At 45.2% G+C, this 20,469-nt stretch carries 18 protein-coding genes and 1 tRNA gene; 18 read left to right on the top strand and 1 reads right to left on the bottom strand.

Translation table 11 applies throughout. The features are described 5' to 3' along the window. Positions 1-51 precede the first annotated feature (51 nt). The 18 genes from eda to JQM82_RS04585 all read left to right on the top strand — a co-directional run bounded on the left by eda (position 52) and on the right by JQM82_RS04585 (position 19,923). The gene (gene eda / locus JQM82_RS04670) at positions 52-1,014 is read left to right on the top strand and encodes a bifunctional 4-hydroxy-2-oxoglutarate aldolase/2-dehydro-3-deoxy-phosphogluconate aldolase (protein ID WP_235248874.1); all 963 of its coding nucleotides are present in this window, start codon (positions 52-54) and stop codon (positions 1,012-1,014) included. A 23-nt stretch (positions 1,015-1,037) separates the two neighbouring features. Beyond that, positions 1,038-2,663, top strand: a complete 1,626-nt coding sequence (locus JQM82_RS04665; protein WP_235248873.1) for an FAD-dependent oxidoreductase — start codon at positions 1,038-1,040, stop codon at positions 2,661-2,663. Positions 2,664-2,690: 27 nt separating this feature from the next. Continuing rightward, positions 2,691-3,674, top strand: a complete 984-nt coding sequence (locus JQM82_RS04660) for a 4Fe-4S dicluster domain-containing protein (RefSeq protein WP_235248871.1) — start codon at positions 2,691-2,693, stop codon at positions 3,672-3,674. A gap of 88 nt (positions 3,675-3,762) precedes the next feature. Beyond that, positions 3,763-4,695 (top strand): fumarylacetoacetate hydrolase family protein, encoded by a 933-nt coding sequence (locus tag JQM82_RS04655; protein ID WP_235248870.1) that lies wholly within the window; start codon positions 3,763-3,765, stop codon positions 4,693-4,695. A gap of 38 nt (positions 4,696-4,733) precedes the next feature. Next, positions 4,734-5,423, top strand: coding sequence for an RraA family protein (locus JQM82_RS04650; RefSeq protein WP_235248869.1), 690 nt, complete (start codon positions 4,734-4,736; stop codon positions 5,421-5,423). A 112-nt stretch (positions 5,424-5,535) separates the two neighbouring features. Then, positions 5,536-6,447 (top strand): sugar kinase, encoded by a 912-nt coding sequence (locus tag JQM82_RS04645; protein ID WP_117602695.1) that lies wholly within the window; start codon positions 5,536-5,538, stop codon positions 6,445-6,447. Positions 6,448-6,747: 300 nt separating this feature from the next. Further along, positions 6,748-8,289 (top strand): uroporphyrinogen-III C-methyltransferase, encoded by a 1,542-nt coding sequence (cobA, locus tag JQM82_RS04640; protein WP_235248868.1) that lies wholly within the window; start codon positions 6,748-6,750, stop codon positions 8,287-8,289. Beyond that, on the top strand, positions 8,289-9,899 hold the full coding sequence (locus JQM82_RS04635) for a peptide ABC transporter substrate-binding protein (RefSeq protein ID WP_235248867.1): 1,611 nt from the start codon (positions 8,289-8,291) through the stop codon (positions 9,897-9,899). The genes cobA and JQM82_RS04635 overlap by 1 nt, the downstream gene beginning before the upstream one ends. Positions 9,900-9,918: 19 nt before the next feature. Further along, the gene (locus tag JQM82_RS04630; RefSeq protein WP_235248866.1) at positions 9,919-10,692 is read left to right on the top strand and encodes a sirohydrochlorin cobaltochelatase; all 774 of its coding nucleotides are present in this window, start codon (positions 9,919-9,921) and stop codon (positions 10,690-10,692) included. Continuing rightward, complete coding sequence (gene hemC / locus JQM82_RS04625) at positions 10,689-11,573, top strand: hydroxymethylbilane synthase (RefSeq protein WP_235248865.1); 885 nt, start codon at positions 10,689-10,691, stop codon at positions 11,571-11,573. The genes JQM82_RS04630 and hemC overlap by 4 nt, the downstream gene beginning before the upstream one ends. After that, positions 11,566-12,495, top strand: coding sequence for an ABC transporter permease (locus tag JQM82_RS04620; protein WP_235248863.1), 930 nt, complete (start codon positions 11,566-11,568; stop codon positions 12,493-12,495). The genes hemC and JQM82_RS04620 overlap by 8 nt, the downstream gene beginning before the upstream one ends. Next, complete coding sequence (locus tag JQM82_RS04615; RefSeq protein WP_117602700.1) at positions 12,492-13,313, top strand: ABC transporter permease; 822 nt, start codon at positions 12,492-12,494, stop codon at positions 13,311-13,313. The genes JQM82_RS04620 and JQM82_RS04615 overlap by 4 nt, the downstream gene beginning before the upstream one ends. 17 nt (positions 13,314-13,330) lie before the next feature. Next, complete coding sequence (locus tag JQM82_RS04610) at positions 13,331-15,127, top strand: ABC transporter ATP-binding protein (RefSeq protein WP_235248862.1); 1,797 nt, start codon at positions 13,331-13,333, stop codon at positions 15,125-15,127. A gap of 429 nt (positions 15,128-15,556) precedes the next feature. Continuing rightward, positions 15,557-16,069 (top strand): tripartite tricarboxylate transporter TctB family protein, encoded by a 513-nt coding sequence (locus JQM82_RS04605; protein ID WP_235248861.1) that lies wholly within the window; start codon positions 15,557-15,559, stop codon positions 16,067-16,069. A gap of 34 nt (positions 16,070-16,103) precedes the next feature. Further along, complete coding sequence (locus JQM82_RS04600; RefSeq protein ID WP_235248860.1) at positions 16,104-17,606, top strand: tripartite tricarboxylate transporter permease; 1,503 nt, start codon at positions 16,104-16,106, stop codon at positions 17,604-17,606. A 56-nt stretch (positions 17,607-17,662) separates the two neighbouring features. Continuing rightward, positions 17,663-18,691: a Bug family tripartite tricarboxylate transporter substrate binding protein gene (locus JQM82_RS04595; RefSeq protein WP_235248859.1), complete on the top strand. Its 1,029-nt coding sequence runs from the start codon at positions 17,663-17,665 to the stop codon at positions 18,689-18,691. A gap of 171 nt (positions 18,692-18,862) precedes the next feature. After that, positions 18,863-18,933, top strand: a tRNA-Cys gene (locus JQM82_RS04590). Positions 18,934-19,116: 183 nt separating this feature from the next. Next, entirely contained in the window at positions 19,117-19,923 is an 807-nt protein-coding gene (locus JQM82_RS04585; protein WP_235248858.1) for a Uma2 family endonuclease, read from the top strand. A 9-nt stretch (positions 19,924-19,932) separates the two neighbouring features. On the opposite strand, the gene bilS is transcribed toward JQM82_RS04585, so the two are convergent. Continuing rightward, positions 19,933-20,469: a flavodoxin family protein BilS gene (gene bilS / locus JQM82_RS04580; RefSeq protein ID WP_235248857.1), complete on the bottom strand. Its 537-nt coding sequence runs from the start codon at positions 20,467-20,469 to the stop codon at positions 19,933-19,935.

The raw sequence follows: 20,469 nt of genomic DNA, 5'->3' as shown, positions 1-20,469 counted from the left end.
AAATAAGATAGATTTAAGATGTGAACCGGTACACAAATCGAGGATGTAATTATGGATAACAAAGTATTGGAGCAAATGTATAGCAGTGCAATCATTCCTGTTGTTGCGATTGATAACAGTGAGGATGCAGTGGAACTGGGAAAGGCGTTTCTGGCAGCAGGTGTGAAAGTAATTGAGATTACATTCCGTACAGCTGCAGCCGCAGATGCGATTCGGAAGTTAAGCGAAAGTGGCCTGGATGTCTGTACAGGTGCAGGTACTGTCCTGACTGTGGAGATGGCGGAAAAAGCAGTAGATGCAGGCGCAAGATTCCTGGTATCGCCTGGGTTTGATGATGCTGTTGTTGGATGGGCGGTGGAGCATGAAATCCCGATCTTTCCGGGAATCACATCTCCGAGTGAGATCGCGAAAGCTCAGAAGTATGGCTTGAACATTGTGAAGTTCTTTCCGGCAGAAGCAGCCGGAGGTGTGAAGATGCTGAAGGCTTTGAAGGGTCCTTATGCAGATATGAGATTCATTCCGACCGGAGGAATCAGCGCTGAGAACATTGGATCCTATATGGATCTGCCGAATGTTGTGGCATGTGGAGGCAGCTGGATCTGTCCATCGAAAATGATCCGGGAGCATCAGTTTGAGGAGATTACGAGATTATCGAAAGAAGCAGTAAAAAATATTCATGATATCTTCCTCCTTCATCTGGGAATTAATGCACAGGATGAGAAAGAAGCGGAAGGTATTACCAGAGCCTATGCGGATCTTTTGGGAGTGCCGATGTATGACGGAGCATCTTTCTTTGCCGGAGATATGGTAGAAGTCAATAAAACACCTGGAAAAGGAACACATGGACATATCGCATTCAGTGTGAGAAACATCGATCGTGCAATGGCATATTTTAAATCTGTCGGTTATAGCTTTGATGAAGAACATATGCCGGCAGATGAAAAAGGAGTTATCGCAGCATACTTTGAAGGTGAATTTGGAGGATTTGCGATTCACCTGAGAAGACATTTATAGAAATGATATAGGGAGGAGTTTACATGAAAGTATTAATTATCGGTGGCGTGGCAGCCGGAACCAAGACAGCTGCAAAACTGAAAAGAGAGATGCCGGATGCGGAAGTTACGATTGTGACGAAAGGAAAAGATATCTCTTATGCAGGTTGTGGACTTCCGTATTATGTGGGAGAAGTGATCAAGGAGAAAGAAGCCCTGATTGTTAACACACCGGAAAAGTTTTCGAATCTGACAGGAGCCAATGTAATTACGGAGACCGAAGTGACAAAGGTGAATCCGGAGTCTAAGACGGTAGAGGCTTTGAATGCAGACGGTGAAACAGTTACCTATGAATATGACAAACTTGTAGTTGCAACAGGAGCATCTCCGATCAAACCTCCGCTTCCGGGGATCGATCTTCCGGGTGTGTTCTGTATGAGAACTCCAGAAGATGCATTTGCAGCAAAGGATTATATCAAAGATAACAATTGTGAAAGAGCAGTTGTCGTAGGCGGAGGCTTTATTGGACTGGAAGTTGCAGAAAATCTTCGTAAGATGGATCTTCGTGTAACGGTGATTGATATGGCAGATCAGGTATTACCTGGATTCTCCAAAGATTTTGCCAACTTCTTTGCAGATCACCTGGCATCCATCGGAATCAAGGTTATGACAGGGCGCAGAGTAGAATCCATTCAGGGAACGGATAAGCCGGAGAAAGTTCTGACAGATAAAAAGGGTGCGAAGGCAGATGTTGTAATTCTTTCTATTGGTATCCGTGCAAATACAGCTTTTCTTGACGGAACCGGAATTGAACTGATGCCGAACAGGACGATTAAAGTAAATGAATATATGGAAACAAATGTAGATGATATCTATGCAGTAGGGGATTGCGTGACGGTATGGAACCGGTACACAAGACAGCCGCAGTGGTCTCCAATGGGATCTACAGCCAATATGGCAGGACGTGTGTGCGCTATGAATATCGCCGGAAAGAAAGTGGCATATCCGGGAGTACTCGGAACTGCAGTATGTCATCTGCCGGGTCTGAATATCGGAAAAACAGGATTTACAGAGGAGACAGCAAAAGCTGCAGGATTCGATCCGGCCAGTGTTACTGTCGTTACGGATGATAAAGCTCATTATTATCCGGGATCTGATACATTCATCATTAAAGTGGTTGCAGATAAGGCAACGAAGAAATTCCTGGGAGTAGAAGCACTTGGAGCGGGAGCGGTCGACAAGGTCGTTGATGTAGGCGCAACAGCACTTGCATTAAAAGGAAGTCTGGATGATCTGGATAACATGGATATGGCATATGCTCCGCCGTTCTCAACAGCAATTCACCCATTTGTGCTGGCTGTACAGGTGCTGGAGAATAAGCTGGACGGAACAATGGACAGTATTACACCGGAAGAATATGCGACCGGAGACTATTCAGAGTACAAAGTCATCGATGCGTCAATTACACCTGCAATCGAAGGGGCACCATTTGTTGATCCGACAACGGTCGAGGGAGTACTGCCGGAATATGGTACAGATGACAAGCTTTTGCTTGTATGTACAAAAGGTAAACGAGCTTACTTATTACAAAATAAGTTAAGATATTATGGCTACACGAACACAAAAGTTCTGGAGTCAGGAACCACATTTAATGGCACTGATTTAGTCTAAGCCGGAAGAGAAAAAGGAGGAATTTAAATGGCACCATTAACAATCAAACCAGAAGAAGAGAAGCGTCTCAAAGGTATGGGCTTCCTTAACAACAAAGGAACGGATGAATTCTCTGCTCGTATTCTTACCGTAAACGGAAGAGTAACAACAGAGCAGATGAAGGTAATCCAGGAAGCTGCTGAGAAGTACGGAAACGGAATCGTAGGGTTGACTTCTCGAATGACATTTGAGGTACAGGGAATTCCAGCTGACAAAGCAGAGGCTTTTCAGGCTGAAATTGCTAAAGCAGGACTTGTAACGGGTGGAACAGGATCTAAGGTAAGACCGGTAGTGTCCTGTAAAGGAACAATCTGCCAGTATGGTCAGATTGATACATTTGCACTTTCTGAAAAGATTCACGAAACATTCTACCTTGGATGGCACGATGTATTGCTTCCGCACAAATTTAAAATTGCAGTAGGCGGATGCCCGAACAACTGTGTAAAACCGGATCTGAATGACCTTGCTGTTATCGGACAGACCGTTGTAGAAGTAGACGAAGATGAATGTAACGGATGTAAGAGTTGTGCAGCTTTGGCTTCTTGTCCGATGGGAGCACTTTCCAGAGACGATGAAGGAACAATCCAGCTGGATGAGTCAAAATGTAATAACTGTGGACGTTGTGTACATCTTGGAAATGATGGCAAGATGGATGTATGTCCATTCGGAGCTATGCAGCCGAAGGTAAGAGGCGGATACAAGATCTACATCGGCGGACGCTGGGGCAAATGGGTAACCCGCGGAATGGCTATTGATAAAGTATTTACAACGGAAGACGAAGTTATGGCAGTCATCGAAAAAGCAATTCTTCTGTTCAGAGAGCAGGGTAAGACCGGCGAACGTTTCGCACAGACAATTGAGCGTATTGGATTTGAAAATGTACAGGCTCAGTTATTAAGTGATGATATCTTAAGCCGTAAGCAGGCAATTCTGGAAGCAAAACTGCACCTGACAGGTGGAGCTAAGTGCTAATCCTCCGGAAGGATAATAGATTCAAACATACAGATAAAAAAGTAATTAAAATTAAAAAAATATAAAAAAGGAAAAGGAGAACAGAAAAATGACAAACATTAAATTAGGTACATTTGCATTCGCACCTGGCGACGTTCAGACAGGAGTATTAGTAGGAGAAGATAAGGTAGTGAAACTTGCTGAGGCTTATGCTGCATACGCTGCAGAGAAAAAACCTGCACTTGCTAACCTGCCGACAGATATGGTAGAAATGATGAAATTAGGACAGGCTGGAGCAGATGCTGCAAGAGCACTTGTTGAGTGGATCCCGGCTGACAGCGACCTGTTATATGATCTGAAGGAAGAGATGATCCTGAACCCGATCAACCCGACAAAGTCTATCTGGATCGGACGTACATTCGCTACACATGTAAAAGTTGGTAAGCTGCCGGATCCAGAGTGCCCACACATCTTCCTGAAACCATCTACATCTTTCTGCAAACCGGGCGAAGATGTTGTAATTCCTAACATTGATGGAAAACCATACGACAAGGTTACATACGGATGTGAGCTTACAGCAGTTATCGGTTCTACAGCAAAATACTGTACACCGGAAAACATCATGGATCACGTTGCAGGATGGACTATTTCCAATGACGTAACATGCCGTGGCGTTCTGTATCCGAAGAACAAGATGTTTGATAAATTTGCTCCATTTGGACCATACATCATTCCTGCAGACCAGATCGAAGATCCTAACGCAGTTGAATTGAAGTTCAAGGTTGACGGCGAGTGGAAACAGGAAGGTAACACAGGTGTGAATACATACTGGACAATGCAGACAATCCTTGCGAACCTGACACATCACATGACTCTGAATCCTGGTGATGTAGTTGCTCTTGGCGATATCGGAGCTCCTGAGACTATCGTTGCAGGACAGACAATGGAAGCAATCATTCCACAGATCGGTGTTCTGAAGAATAAGACTGTTAACGAGAAAGTGGAGACAGGAATCTGCCCGGGCGGAGCTATGGGACAATAATCTGTCATTGAATGGAATGATTCTAGGAGGATAAGAAAATGGTAAGTAAAGATATCATCGAAAGATTTAAAGTAATCGCAAGCGCATCTGTATCTGATGCATGTGAAAAAGTATGCGGCTGCCGTCGTTACATGGATTATGAGATGCAGCCAAGAATTTCTGGAAGTGAAAGACTGGTAGGACCGGCTGTAACAGTACAGGAGGGACCTGCAAACGGAGAAAACTGTGGACCAACTCATGCATTTGAAGCTATGGATGCATGTGAGGAAGCAGGAAGCGTAATGGTTATCAGCATGGCTAACAGCGATAAAGATGTTGCTCTGTGGGGCGGTATCATGACAGCCGGTGCTGTAGCTAACAACTTTGCAGGCGCAATCCTTGACGGTGGACTTCGTGATGTAGAAGAGATCAGAAAAGGACAGGCTGAAGGCGGACTCTACGGCGGAAGAAAATTTGAGATCTTCTCAAGAAGTATTTCTGCTAATACAACATTAGGAAAATACAAAACATATGCTAATAATGTGCCTGTAATGTGTGGCGGTATCATGGTAGCTCCTGGCGACCTGATCGTAGCTGACTGCTCTGGTGTTGTTGCAATTCCGAAGGACAGCATCGAAGAAGTATTAAAGGTATGTGAAGAAATCGAAGCTACAGAGCTTCTGGAAGCTCAGCTGATCATCGAGCAGGGATCTATCAAAGCTGGTCTTGATAAATTCAACCGCGTATAGACATATATACCCTATGGATCAGACATAATGTTTCACCTGATTGTCCCGCCATTTTATGGCGGGATGATTAGCACATGGATAACATGAGGGTATGATTAAAGGAGAAAAAATCATGGATATAGTATCAATTGGCGAACCGTTAATGGAATTAAGCAATACCGAAAAAGGTATTTATAAAGAAGGATTTGGTGGAGATACCTCTAACTTTCTGATGGCAGCAGCACGTCAGGGGGCACAGACTGCTTACTTCACACAGGTAGGACAGGATACATTTGGCGATGCATTCATGAAACTGTGGGAGAGTGAAGGCGTTGATACTTCTTATGTAAATCGTCTTACAACAGCTCATACAGGACTGTATTTTATTACTTACACAGAAAAAGGACATGAATTCACATATTTCCGTGCAGGATCTGCTGCAAGCAAGATGGGACCTGCAGATGTTCCGGAACAGCTGATCGCAAGTGCAAAGCTGCTTCATATATCCGGAATCAGCCAGGCAATCAGTAATTCCGCATGCGACGCTATCTTTGAGGCATGCAAGATTGCACGTGCGAACAATGTAATCGTAACTTATGACCCGAACATCAGACTGAAACTGTGGTCCAAAGAAAGAGCTGCAGCGATCATCAATGCAACTGTTCCTTACTGCGATATCTTTATGCCAAGTCTTGAAGATGCACAGTCGATTACCGGAATGGACGATCCGGAGGCAATTGCAGATTACTATCATTCTATCGGAGTAAAAGTTGTTGTTCTGAAACTTGGCTCCAAGGGTGTAATGGTATCCGCTGACGGCAAAAAGGAGATCATCCCGGGATATAAGGTGGATACAGTGGATCAGACAGGTGCCGGAGACACATTTGACGGAGCATTCTGCTCTCGTTACATCAAGGGTATGTCTCCAATGGATTGTGCAAGATATGCCAATGCGGCAGCGGCACTTTCCACAAGAGGATACGGTGCAGTTACACCAATTCCGATGGAAAAAGAAGTAGAAGAATTTCTGGCAGCACAGAAATAAGCTACAGAAATAAGCTCATGAGTAGCAGGAAAATATAGCCGAACAGCCATATCCGCGACGACCTCGGTACAGTGTTTTGAAGAGAAGATCTCTTTGGAAAATGGAAGGGGGAAGTGCGGGTATGGCTGTTTGCGTATCTGAGTGCAGGAGGATTTGCAGGTAATGACATGGATTGATGTATCCGCAGATATAACGCATGAATTCATGTCATTACCCGCAAAGCAGATTCCATAAAATAAGTATTGTGGGAAAAAGTATATCTTGTTAAAATTTATTCATATGCGAAGGAGTGATATTGGGATGAGTATTGGAAAAGTATGGCTGGTCGGAGCCGGCCCGGGAGATATAGGACTATTAACCAAAAAAGCAATAGAGGTCATTGAACAGGCGGATTTTATTGCATACGATGCGCTGGTTGGTGAAGAGATCCTGTGTATGCTGCCGGAAAAAGTAGAAAAGGTATCCGTAGGAAAACGATCCGGGAGGCATTCCGTTCCGCAGGAAGAAACGAATCAGATCCTTCTTAATGAAGCATTAAAAGGAAAAAAGGTGGTTCGCTTAAAGGGCGGAGATCCGTTCGTGTTCGGACGCGGCGGTGAGGAACTGGAGCTTCTCTCAGAACATGGCGTGCCGTTTGAGGTGGTTCCGGGGATCACTTCGGCTGTAGCGGTTCCGGCCTATGCCGGAATTCCTGTGACACATCGGGATTATACTTCTTCTTTCCATGTGATCACGGGGCATCCGCGAAAAGACGGACAGGATCGCACGGATTATGAAGCGCTTGTCAGAATGAATGCTACGCTCGTATTTCTCATGAGTATCCGGGCAATGGGTCATGTGATGGAGAAGCTGATGCAGGCCGGAATGGACCCTGATATGCCGGCTGCAGTGCTGGAACAGGGAACCAGATATTGTCAGCGAAAAGTGGTATCAACCGTGAGCAGGCTGGAAGAGGACTCTAAGAAGGCGAAGATACAGACCCCGGCAATCATTGTTGTGGGAAAAGTATGTGCATTGTCAGAAGAATTCTCCTGGTATGAGAAGAGAGAGCTTGCCGGCAGGCAGATCGTGGTGACCAGAGCAAGAAATAAAGCAAGCAGACTTACAAAGGAGCTTCGGGATGCGGGTGCAGAGGTGCTTGAGATTCCGATGATCGATACAACTCCGATCCGTCCGGAGCAGGTGGATCTGTCGGAACTTCTGGCAGAATCAGAAGAACGGGAAGTATGGATTACCTTTACGAGCCCGACGGGAGTAGAGACTTTCTTTGGAACGACACTTGCCGGAAAGAAAACGGATCTTCGAAGACTTCTTCGGAACGATGTGGACTTGAAATTCGCGGTCATCGGGGAGGCAACGGCAAAGGAACTGGAACGATATGGCTGGATGGCAGACCTGATGCCGGAAGTGTACAATGGAAAAGAACTTGGAAAGGCATTGGTGCAGATGGCGGGAAAAGATGCAGTCATATATCTCCTTCGTGCAAAAGAAGGATCTGAAGAACTGATAGAAGAGCTGGATGCCGGCAATATACCATACAGAGATATCGCGATTTATGAGACGGTCTGCAGGGAGAACAGTCCTTTGGCAGACATGATCAAGGAGAAGATAGAAAATGAGCAGATCGACCGCGTAACATTTACAAGTGCATCGACTGTACGTGGATTCGTGCAGACGATGAAGAATATGGATTTTACAAAGGTTCCGGCATTGTGTATCGGAGAACAGACGGCGAGAGAAGCAGAAAAGTATCATATGCAGATTGAGATCTCTGACCAGGCAACCATTGCCGGTATGGTAAAGAAACTGAAGGAATTATGTAAAGCACAGGAGGAAAGATAATGAAAAGATTAACAGCAGCCATTCTTTCTGCTTCGCTTGTACTTACAATGATGGCAGGATGTGGAAATAAATCAGAAGAAACAACGGGTGAGGAAAAGGCGATAACAGTGGGAACAAACAGCGAGAGCGGCGGACTGGATCCGGCCGGAATGATTGCAGATACATATCTCGCATATTCCGTGACTGCGTTGGATGAACTGCTGACATACAATGCGGATGGAGAGATTGAATATCGTGCAGCAGAATCGTATGAGGTCAACGATGACCAGACGGAATGGACTTTTCATCTCCGTGAAAATGCAGAATGGTCAGACGGAACCCCGGTGACTTCTGCTGATTTCCGAAACACGATTGAGCGTTCGCTGGATCCGGAAAGTGGAAATGGATATTCGAATTATCTGTTTCCGATTGAAAATGCGGAGGCTATCTATAATGGAGAGGCTGATATGAGTACATTAGGACTGGAAACACCGGATGATGAGACGATCATTTTCCATCTGTCCACACCTTGCGTGTATTTCCTGGATCTTCTGCGGCTTCCGGTATATACACCATCCTGTGTGGCTTACGCAGATGCTGTGGGGAGCGGATGGGATACGAATCCGGAGACCAGTGTGTCTAATGGACCGTTCTATCTGGCGGAGTATGTTCCTCAGCAGTACTTTGTACTGAAGAAGAATCCGAATTACTGGAACGCTGATGCGGTCAGTCTGGATCAGATCACATATAAGTTTTTTGACAGCAAGCAGTCCATGGCCGCTGCCTATGAAACGGGAGAAGTGGATGTGGCACCGGCGCTTCTTGGAACTGTTATAGATGAATATGAGGGAAAAGAAGATCTGGTTGTTACGGATGCAATCGCAACCCGTTATATCTACATGAATCTGGATCAAGTAGAGGTCTTCCGGGATGTCAGAGTCCGGGAGGCGCTGAATCTTGGGATTAACAGAGAAGAGTTGTGCCGGATGGTAGGAAGCGATGTGGAACCGACGGTGAACTTTATTGCAAAATACATGACAGACAAATCTACGGGAGAATATTTCGTCTCCGGAGCAGAAGCACCATTTGAGGAGAATCTGGAAAGGGCAAGAGAACTGCTGGCTGAGGCCGGATATCCGAATGGAGAAGGCTTCCCGGTACTTACTTATAACTATCCGACACTGGAAATGGATATGGATACAGCGCAGGCACTGCAGCAGCAGATGAAGGAGAATCTTGGAATTACGCTGGAGCTGAACGCACAGGAGCTGCAGGTCAATTATTCAGAAAGAAGAGCGGGAAATTACGAACTTTGCCGTATGAACTGGACTGCAGATTTTGCAGATCCGAACACGTATCTGTCCATGCTGCTGTCTAACAGTACCTATAATTGCAGTGGTATTCAGGATGAAACCTATGATAAGATGGTTGCAGAATCAGATGTGGAGACGGATCCGGTGAAAAGAAGTGAACTGATGCACGAAGCAGAACAGTATGCAATCGGAGAACAGTTCTATATCATTCCGTTATATTCCATGCACAGTGTCAATCTGATTCGTCCGAATATCAAGGGAATCACACAGATTCCGGCGACAGGTGCTCTGGAGATCAGAGGAGCTTCTGTGGAGTAAGTGATCGGGAGGAAGATGGATGAAAAAAGCGATATTGGTGGTTAGTTTCGGAACAAGACACAGAGAAAACCTGGAGAGATCCATCGGTGGAATCGAGGCATATCTGAGGAAAGAGTTTGGAAACTATCCCGTGTACAGAGCATTTACCAGCCAGAAAATCATAGAGAAATTGTGGGAAGAAAGCAGGATTGCAGTGCCGACGCTGGAAGAAGCGATGGTTCAGATGCAAAAGGATGGGATCGAGCATGTGGTAGTGCAGCCGACCTATGTCGTGTATGGGCTGGAATATGAAAAACTGAAAGATGCGATGGAGGATTATCAGGAGTTGTTTCAGACGCTGAAATTGGGAGAGCCTCTGCTCAGCCAGGTGGATGATTATAAAGCATGTGTGCATTATATGATCGAAGACTGGAAGATGAGTAAAGATGAGGTGATTGTAATCGCGGGTCATGGAACAATGGGGTATGCACAGTCCGCATATACGATGCTGGAATATGCATTTCACTCTATGGGTTATCCGAATGTGCTCGTCGGAACTGTAAACGGATATCCGAATATCACGGATGTGATTCAGAAACTCCGGTATCTGAATCCAGGCCCGCTTCGAATCATTCCTTTTATGATCGTGAGTGGGGAACATGTATATCGAAGCCTGACAGATGGAGAGGAGTCCTGGCTTGCCAGGTTCCGGAACATAGGATTTTCATCCACAGTTGTAGAGCGGGGACTTGGAGAGATAGAAGGAATACAGCGCATATTTGCAGAACACGTGAAAGAGGCAATGGAGTCATGAAAAAAGTAGTAAGGATAGGAAGCAGAGAAAGTAAGCTTGCGGTATGGCAGGCGGAGCATGTGGCACATACGATTGAACAGGCGCACCCGGAGATCGAAGTGCAGATTATTACCATGAAGACGACCGGTGACCGGATTCTGGACAGGAACCTGGATCAGGTTGGAGGAAAAGGATTATTCGTGAAAGAACTGGATATTGCGCTTATGGAAAAACGGACGGATCTATCTGTGCACAGCCTGAAGGATATGCCGATGGAAGTGTCGGAGGCACTTCCGATCCTGGCATATTCCAAAAGAGAAGATCCCAGAGATGTGCTCCTGTTCCGTAAGGGAACGGATAACGTTAAGGTGATCGGAACATCCAGCAGAAGGCGCCAGGTGCAGCTTGAGAAGCTTTATCCGGACTGTATATTTACCGGCATGCGAGGCAATGTGCAGACCAGGCTTCGGAAGCTGGAAGAAGGAATGTGCGACGCGACAGTACTTGCCATGGCAGGATTGAAACGACTGGGCATGGAGTCAGCGGCAGGTCGGATCCTGGATCCGGAAGAAGTGATCCCGGCCGCCGGACAGGGAATCCTCGCAGTGCAGGGAAGAGCCGGGGAAGACTATTATTATCTTGACTGTATCATGGATCAGGATGGAAGAACTGCAGCACTGGCAGAAAGGGCCTTTGTGCGTATGTTGGATGGCGGCTGCAGTTCGCCGATTGCAGCCTATGCACAGATCACAGATGGACAGGTCATTCTGAGCGGTTTATACTATAACGAAGAAACAGGAAGCTACATTATCGGAAAGAAACAGGGACCGGAAAAAGACGCGGAGAGGATCGGAAGAACTCTGGCAGCAGAGTTGAAAGAGAGGTTTGAAGTACGTGGCTAAGTACGTTGCAAAAAGACTGGTTACAGGAGTAGCGGCATTACTGTTCCTTACATTTCTTACGTTTGTTATGGCGCATAAGATGCCGGGCAATCCTTTTGATACCGGCAATGTATCGGATCAGGTGCTTGAGATGATGGAAGAAGAATATGGAATGAATGAACCTCTGAGGGTGCAGTATGCTGTCTACATGAAAAACCTGCTGCGTGGGGATTTTGGAATGTCGATCAAAAAACCGGGAGTCACGGTGAATTCGATTATCGCAAGATGCCTTCCGGTTACCATGGGACTGGGAGCACTGGCCTTTGCCGTGAGTCTGATTATGGGCATGCTCCTTGGTATCTGGCAGATCATGACGAAACATCTTCTGATTCGCCGAACCATTCAACTGGTTCAGGGACTTGGAATCGGAATTCCGAACTTTGTGTATGCGCTTCTCTTCATGTTGTTTTTTGGCGTATATCTGAAATGGTTTCCGATCGCGGGTGTTGCAACGACAGCCAATTATGTGCTTCCGGTTGCCTCTCTGTCGGTCTATCCGGTCTGTGTGATATCAAGAATGGTATGCAGTATCATTCAGAAAGAGTCCGCTCAGGGATATGTGGCATTTCTTGAGGCAAAGGGACTGAAAAAATCAATGATTCTGATGAAACACATGTGGCGTCCGATTCTGGCTCAGGTTCTGGTTTATCTGGGACAGCTCCTGATCTATCTTGTGACAGGATGTTTTGTGGTGGAAAGCATCTTTACGATTCCGGGGTTTGGAAGAGAATTCGTTGCATCAATCAATAACCGGGATTATACAGTGATTATGGGACTTACGATGTTTGTCGGAGTGGTCGTGATTGTTACACAGATTACATTGGATATGATTCAGATGTATCTGGATCCTAGAATTCGATTTGGAACGGAGCAGAACAGATGAGGAAGAAAACAGGGGCTATCAATCGAATCAGAAAAGACAAGAGCGTAAGAATCTGTCTGGGTGTTCTGGGAATACTGGTCCTGCTTGCGGTCCTGGTTCCGATCCTGTCTCCATATCCGTATGATATGCAGGAGGTGAACAGCCAGAATCTTGGAGTGTCTGCAAGTCACTGGTTCGGAACAGACAAGTTCGGACGGGATATTTTTACCAGAGTGTGCTACGGACTCCGTATTAGTCTTGCGGTTGGGTTTGGAAGTACGGCTGTCTGTGTACTGATTGCAATGCTGGTCGGTTCGCTGGCAGGATTGTGTGGACCGATTCTGGACAGTGTTCTTCTGGAGATCATGAATGTGATCAGTGCGATCCCATCGATGCTGTATGTGATTCTTACACTTTTGGTGTTTGAAGCAAGTATAAAGAGTGTCATGATTGGAATCTGTGTGTCCGGATGGGTGGATCTGGCAAAAATGCTGAGAGTAGAAACCAGGAGACTGGGGCAGATGGATTACTGTATTGCGGCCAGGATGATGGGATTTTCGCGTCTGCGTATCATCTGGAAATATATTCTTCCAAATGAAAAGGAACTGTTGATCGTACAGACGATTCTGCTGATCCCAAAGGCGATATTTACAGAAGCGTTTCTAAGCTTCCTGGGAATCGGGATCGCAGCGCCGCGTGCAAGCCTTGGGACGTTGATTCAGGATGCAAAGCCCATGATTACACAATATCCGACACAGATGCTGTATCCGATTCTGGTACTGGCAGTACTTGTTGTCTGTCTTCAGAGTCTGGGATATGCACTGGAACGTAAGGCGTAAGAAGAGGAGAGGACCATATGGAACCATTACTGGAGGTAAGGCATCTGACAATCGCATATGAAGAAGCACAAAAAGAAGTGGTCAGAGACTGCTCTCTGTCGTTAAGTGAACGGGAAATACTGGGCATCGTAGGCGAGTCCGGATCCGGAAAAACGACACTTGTTATGTCCATTCTTGGATTTCTGAAAGAGGGGGCTGTGATCCGGGAAGGAGAGATCCGGTATGGTGGGAAAAATATTACACCGCCGCTGGAAGAACGGGAAAGAAGGAAGATCCGTGGAGGAGAGATCGCAGTTGTGATGCAGAATGCGATGTCCAGTCTGGATCCGCTCATGAAGGTTGGAGGACAGATCATGGAAAGTCTGCGGATCCATGGGGGCTGTACAAAAAAAGAGGCAAAAGAACGTGCGGAAGAACTGCTGGATATGGTGGGAATCCGGGATGTAAAAGGATGCATGAATAAGTATCCCTTTGAATGTTCCGGAGGAATGCAGCAGAGAATCTGCATTGCGATAGCACTTGCCGGCAATCCCAGGATACTGATCGCAGATGAACCTACAACAGCCCTTGATGTAACGGTTCAGGCACAGATTCTGAATCTGCTTCGAAGATTGTGCAGAGATCTGGGGATTGCGATGATTCTCATCAGTCACGATCTTGGAGTTGTGAAGATGTTATGCAGCCGTATTATGATCATGCATGAGGGGAAGATGATTGAACAGGGAAGGACGGAGGATATTCTCAGGGGCGGAAGAGAACCGTATACCAGAGCACTGATTCAGGCGAGACGTAATCTGGAGCAGCTGCCCTTTTGTGCGCAAGAAACGGAAATGAAACCGGTTTTGATAAATATATCCCGCGTGTCAAAAAAGTTTCAAAAAAAGGAAATTCTTCACTCAATATCCCTGACGATATGTAAGCATCAGACGTATGGTCTGGTGGGGGAGAGCGGGTGCGGGAAGAGTACACTTGCATGTACCATGTTGGGAATCTATCGGCCGGATGCCGGAAGTATCTGCTGGGAAGAAGAACGGATTGACCGGTTGTCCGGAAAAAAACACAGATTCTATGGTCAGAAGATGCAGATGATATTTCAGAATCCATATCAGGCTCTGAATCCGTCAATGACCGTGTATGAGAATCTGAGAGAAGCACTGATTGCGAAAGAAATTGCGGATGAGACAAGGATTCGTGATGAAATTAGTGCCATGCTCGCGGAGGTGGGAATAGAGGAGCACAGATTGTGCGACCTTCCCGGACAGTTGTCCGGAGGACAGCTGCAGAGGATCATGATCGCAAGAGCACTTTTAATGTCTCCGGAACTCCTGATATGTGATGAGCCGTTTACGGGTCTGGATATTCAGGTACAGGAACAGCTTGTGCATCTGTTGAGCGAGATGAAGGAAAAAGAGCATCTGTCGATGCTGGTCATCAGCCATGATCTGTCACTGATGAGCAGGATCAGTGATGTCCTGGGAGTTGTATACGCGGGATGGATACTGGAAGAGGGACCATGCAGGTCTCTTGTGGAGGAATCCTGGCATCCTTACACCAAAGCGCTGTTTCTGGCGGGGGAAAAGGTAAAGCTGACCGCCGGCGGTAAGAAAAAAATGCTGGTTCAGGAAGAAGCAGTGTCGACTCAGAAGACAGCAGGGTGTCCGTATGCAGACAATTGCAAATATGCACAGAAAAGGTGCTTTGTAGAAGTGCCGGAGCTGTATGAATATGGAAAACGAAAAGTAAGATGCTTCCTCTATGCAGAGGAAATGAATGCCGTAAGAGAAGAAGGGTATCATATGAGGTCGCTGATATAGAAATATGACATCCCCTCTTTTTCTGATATGTGGATGTTTTTAACAAATAAAACATAGTAATCCGCTATGTATTAAATAAAATGCAATTAAAATAGAGGAGAAAATATTGACAAAATAATTTAATGTCCTATAATTTTACTAAAATTATAGGAAAAATGTGAATAGTAGTATTTTCTGAAAATATCATGATGAAAACGGTTACGAAACACGTCGCTTTGAAGAAATGCGGAAATTTTCACAAAACATAAAAAAATATATTGTACATTGTGACTAAAAATAAAGAAATAAAACGAGAAATGTTGCAAAAAAAGCTCAATAATGGTATTATCCATAATAGGAAGAAGCTGTTGCGGCAGCTTCTTAAAAATAAAATATGTTAACCGGTTTCGAAACTATTTAATAAAGCAACAAAAAGAAGGAGGTGTTTTTGTGTTAGGAGATGCGATATTAGCGATCGTGCTGCTTGTTATGGGTGGTTACATTCTCAATGAGGTAAACGCATATCCGGATTACTCGAACCTGTCGGTGATCGGACCGGAAGTGTTTCCGAAGTTGATTGCCATATTCTTTATCATATCGGCGATATGGTTCTTGGCGACAGTGATCTGGAAGGGCTGGATCAAGAAGGTAGATGCAGACGGGAACTCCTACATCGAAAAAGAAAAGGCAAAGGTTCAGGCAGGGGTTCAGAGTATGCAGGGGAACAAGACAAGTATCATTCATCTGGTGATTACGATCATACTGATGATTGCATATGCGTTGTTACTCCCGACGGTTGGTTTTGAAGTTCTGACGATTGTGTTTCTGATCGCGACGATGTTCATGAACGGTGTCAGAAAACCGCATGTACTTTTGATTGTTTCTGTAGTATCGGTAGTGATTATCTACATATTCTTTGTAATGATTCTCAAGGTGCAGATTCCGAGAATGTTCTATTTTTAAGAAAAAGATGATGTAGATAAGGAGGAGAAAAAATATGGCAGATTTTTTAGCAGTATTTTCAGCATTGACTCCGTTTGATTATGTCCTTTGCGTTTTTTCTACTTTTGCAGGAATTATTGTAGGAGCGATTCCGGGACTGGGAGCTACGATGGCGGTAGCGATCCTGACGTCATTTACGGCGAAGATGGCGACGTTACCATCCATGGCGGTGCTGGTCGGAATCTATGTAGGTGCTGTGTACGGTGGTTCGATTGCTGCGATCCTGATGAAGGTGCCTGGAACGGCAGCGGCAATTATGACAGCGAATGATGGTTATCCACTGGCAAAGAAGGGGTATGCGGGACAGGCAATCGGTATCTCTGCATACAGCTCATTCATCGGTGGTATTATTGGTTCTATCTTGTTACTTGTGGGATGTAGTGCATTTTCATTGATTGCAGTGAAATTTGCATATCCTGAATATTTTGTACTTTCAATCTTCGGGTTGTGTGTTATTGCGGGTACGGATGATAATCTGCTGAAAGGTATTATATCGGCGGCCTTTGGTATCTTACTTGCGGGTACGGGAACAGATTATCTGACGGGTACGAAACGTCTGACTTTTGGCGTGGATGAGCTTATGAGCGGCTACGATGTCATCGCAGTTCTGATTGGTATTTTCGGTCTGTGTGAGCTTATGAAGCAGATTCTTCGTATGAAGAATCTGGAAGGAAATAAGCAGGAACTGAAGCATATCTTCCCGACAGGAGAGATCCGCAGGCGGATTCACAAGACGATTGCAAGGAGTTCTCTGATCGGTATGTTCATCGGTGTCCTTCCGGGAGCCGGAGCGCAGATCTCTGCTTTTGTTGCATATGAGACGGAGAAAAACAGTAACCCCCGTAAGGCAGAATTTGGTACAGGTGTGTGGGAAGGTATCGCAGCACCGGAGTCGGCTAATAATGCAACAGTAGGAGGAACACTGGTTCCGGCACTTGCACTTGGCGTTCCGGGAGATCCGACCGCCGCAGTTATTATCAGTGCGCTTGCACTTCATGGAGTTATCTGTGGACCGACAATTTTCCAGAGTTCGTCAGAGGCGGTAAATGGAATCTATGTATTCATGTTTGTTGCCAATATTGCGATGTTCATCATGGCAATTACGATGGCGAAGTTTTTTGCGAAGATTCTGGAAGTAGATAACCGTATTCTGGTTCCGATTGTATTAGTTGTCTGTATTATTGGTACATACTCATCCAGTAACAGAACGTTTGCAATCTTAGTTATGGTAGCAATGGGTGTAATAGGCTTCTTGATGGAGAAAGTTGGACTGTCACCGGCAGCAGCAATACTGGGAGTTGTACTGGGACAGCTCTGCGAGAAGAATTTACGCTCTGCGCTTGTAATGTCAAAAGGTGATTGGGGAATTTTCTTCCGCTTTATCCCGAATGTATTCTGGATTCTGACGCTCGTCATGGTATTCCAGCCGAGAGTTAAGAAATACCTGAAATGGAGAAAAGCGAAGAAAGCAGCCAAAGCGGAAGCCGATGGACAATAAGCGCCTATAAAAAATGTGCAGGGAGAAGCACAAAAAAAGAAAAGGAGGAGATTTTTATGAAAAACAATCTCAAAAAACTCGTAGCAGCAGTTCTTTGTATCGCGATGATGGCAGCGATGGCAGGATGTGCAAAACAGGCGGAAGAAAAGAACAGCGAGAAAAGCGAAGGCGAAGCAGAAACAACAGAAACTACGTTCCCGGAAAGAGATATCACAATGATCATCCCGACAGAGACCGGTGGTGGTTCAGATGTTATTGCTCGTTACCTGGCAACAGAAGTTGGTGAAGTTCTTGGAGTATCTGTTGTTCCACAGAATATCGGTGGTGCAGCTACAGCAACTGCATTCCAGCAGTTTATGGAGGCAGATGCAGATGGTTATACAATCATCATGTCTCTGAGTTCTCTTGCAACTATGAAGTCCAATAACTATGCAGATATTACATATGAAGATGTTGCTCAGATCTGTGCAGTTAACTATGACTCCAACGTAATCTTTATCCGTCCGGAAGAAGATCGTTACACAAACATCGAAGAATTCATTGATTACTGCAAGGCTCATCCGGGTGAGGTTAACATCGGTACCGGTTCCGCAGGTGGTGTTGCTCATATCGCAATCACAGACTTCTGTACAAAAGCAGGACTCGAAGTAAACCTTGTTCCGAATACATCAGGTGGTGGATTCGACCTTCTTCTTAAGAATGGTGACGTAGATGCAATCGTATGTGGACCGATTGATATCGCTTCTGCAGTTGCAGCAGATGAAGTAAAACTGATCTGTACTATGACAGAAGAAAGATTACCGGATTTCCCGGATGTTCCGACTGCAAAAGAGATCGGAATCGACGCAACAGTAGCTATGTATCGTGGATATCATGCTCCAAAGGATACTCCGCAGGAAGTAATCGATGTTCTGGAAGCAGCATTCAAAGAAGTTATTGAAGGTGAAGAGTATCAGAAATTCCTGGCTGATCAGTATTCTAACGCGATCTTCCTCAGCAGCGAAGAGTGGACAGCAAAATGTAAGAGCGAGTTCGAGATCATGCCTAAGGTATACGAAGATGCCGGCATCACAGTAGGACAATAAACTGCATAATTGAAATATCCCTTAACTAACATAAAGTGTTTTTTTCGTTGGATCCGGGCGTAAAACCCGGATCCTCTTCCTTTAAGTGACTTTAATTTGAATTTTCATATTGACTTAATATGAAAGATTTGTTATAATATATAAGCATTTAGAAATGATTTCAAATGATACGGCGCCATAGCCAAGTGGTAAGGCAAAGGTCTGCAACACCTCTATCACCAGTTCAAATCTGGTTGGCGCCTCTTTTTAATCTCAGGAATGAATGATTCCTGAGATTTTTTGTGTTATTGCGAATATGTTTCAAGAAAACAATCTAAAAGAATAATTATGGAATGAAAATGGAATAAATAAGAATGTAAAACGGTTGAATAGATGGGAGAATGGTGGTAGAATATGAATCATCAGTATAACAGGAAGTGATAGTTATGACACTTGATGAAATGAAAGAAAAAAAGATGCAGATGGGCTATAGCTGTGAGCAGATCGCAAAGTTGTCGCAGGTACCACTCGGGACAGTGCAGAAGATTTTCAGTGGGATCACCAGAACACCGAGGTATGAAACGCTTCGTGCATTGGAACGTGTGTTTTTGACGGAGATATCGGAGGAGAACCCGGAATATGTGAGAACCTGTATGATGCGGGAATCCCGGACGGAATATCATGTGGAAAGGAAGCCTGGTGATTATACTCTGGAAGATTACTATGCGATTCCGGAGGAACGAAGGGTGGAGCTGATTGATGGAGTGATCTACGATATGGGTGCACCATCAATGATTCATCAGATGTTATGCGGAGAGATCTGGCGGGCGCTTCGGGAATATATTATGGAAAAAAAGGGAAGATGTATTGCGGTTCAGTCGCCTGCGGATGTCCAGCTGGATTGTAATGATAAGACGATCGTTCAGCCGGATGTGTTTGTGATCTGCGACCGGGAGAAAATCCTTCGGCATTGCCTGTATGGAGCACCGGATCTTGTTGTTGAGATTCTTTCGAAAGCAACCAGAAAGAAAGATATGGGAATCAAACAGGCAAAATATATGAATGCGGGAGTGCGGGAATACTGGATTGTAGATCCGGATGCAAGAAAAATCGTTGTCTATGATCTGGAACAGGAGAAACTTCCGGTGATATATGGCTTTGAGGATTCCGTACCTGTACGGATATTTCAGGGAGAATGTGTGATTGATTTTGCGCAGATATATGGATACATACGGTTTCTCTATGAAAAATAAAAGGGAGAGTCAGCTCTCCCGATATACGTCTGCCTGAATTTTCTTCAGTATTTTTTCCGTAAATACCTTGGCATGCTCCAGATCCAGACTGTCCGGATGAATCAGCGCCTGATCAAAGTTGCGGATAAACTGATCGATCTGCTCAGAATTTGCTGAGCTTCTTTTTGCTTCATATTTTTGGCGGACCTGCTGCGGCATCTTACCCTGACAGATAAAAGATCCGAGGTATTCATTATCGGATTCGATCCATGCGCTGACCCTCTGTTCGATTCCTCTGTAATAAGAAGGAGAATCTCCCATTCCGCATGTGCCGAACAGGGCGATCAGTTTCCCGCTCAGGCTGCTCAGAAAATCGATAATTTCCATGCTGCAGCTGCCCTGGTGTACACAGAAGCCGATGAAATAGATTCTGGCTTCAGGAATCGTCTTGTCTGTTGTAATATCGATCAGGTCTTTGGAGTTGCCTGGCAGATGGGAAAAGATCGTTGCGGCAACTTTTTTGGTATTGCCGGATTCGCTTTGGTATAAAACTAAATAATCCAACAC

Origin of the sequence: Faecalicatena contorta (genome assembly GCF_021531995.1) — a bacterium.
Taxonomy (GTDB): Bacteria; Bacillota; Clostridia; order Lachnospirales; family Lachnospiraceae; genus Dorea_A; species Dorea_A contorta_A.
The sequence above is the reverse complement of the archived record's forward strand: the minus strand, read 5'-3'. Positions and strand labels throughout refer to the sequence as shown.

Bases quoted from the DNA above. Each gene is read 5' to 3' on its own strand.
- eda (WP_235248874.1), top strand. From the start codon at position 52: ATGGATAACAAAGTATTGGAGCAAATGTATAGCAGTGCAATCATTCCT.
- JQM82_RS04665 (WP_235248873.1), top strand. From the start codon at position 1,038: ATGAAAGTATTAATTATCGGTGGCGTGGCAGCCGGAACCAAGACAGCT.
- JQM82_RS04660 (WP_235248871.1), top strand. From the start codon at position 2,691: ATGGCACCATTAACAATCAAACCAGAAGAAGAGAAGCGTCTCAAAGGT.
- JQM82_RS04655 (WP_235248870.1), top strand. From the start codon at position 3,763: ATGACAAACATTAAATTAGGTACATTTGCATTCGCACCTGGCGACGTT.
- JQM82_RS04650 (WP_235248869.1), top strand. From the start codon at position 4,734: ATGGTAAGTAAAGATATCATCGAAAGATTTAAAGTAATCGCAAGCGCA.
- JQM82_RS04645 (WP_117602695.1), top strand. From the start codon at position 5,536: ATGGATATAGTATCAATTGGCGAACCGTTAATGGAATTAAGCAATACC.
- cobA (WP_235248868.1), top strand. From the start codon at position 6,748: ATGAGTATTGGAAAAGTATGGCTGGTCGGAGCCGGCCCGGGAGATATA.
- JQM82_RS04635 (WP_235248867.1), top strand. From the start codon at position 8,289: ATGAAAAGATTAACAGCAGCCATTCTTTCTGCTTCGCTTGTACTTACA.
- JQM82_RS04630 (WP_235248866.1), top strand. From the start codon at position 9,919: ATGAAAAAAGCGATATTGGTGGTTAGTTTCGGAACAAGACACAGAGAA.
- hemC (WP_235248865.1), top strand. From the start codon at position 10,689: ATGAAAAAAGTAGTAAGGATAGGAAGCAGAGAAAGTAAGCTTGCGGTA.
- JQM82_RS04615 (WP_117602700.1), top strand. From the start codon at position 12,492: ATGAGGAAGAAAACAGGGGCTATCAATCGAATCAGAAAAGACAAGAGC.
- JQM82_RS04610 (WP_235248862.1), top strand. From the start codon at position 13,331: ATGGAACCATTACTGGAGGTAAGGCATCTGACAATCGCATATGAAGAA.
- JQM82_RS04600 (WP_235248860.1), top strand. From the start codon at position 16,104: ATGGCAGATTTTTTAGCAGTATTTTCAGCATTGACTCCGTTTGATTAT.
- JQM82_RS04595 (WP_235248859.1), top strand. From the start codon at position 17,663: ATGAAAAACAATCTCAAAAAACTCGTAGCAGCAGTTCTTTGTATCGCG.
- JQM82_RS04585 (WP_235248858.1), top strand. From the start codon at position 19,117: ATGACACTTGATGAAATGAAAGAAAAAAAGATGCAGATGGGCTATAGC.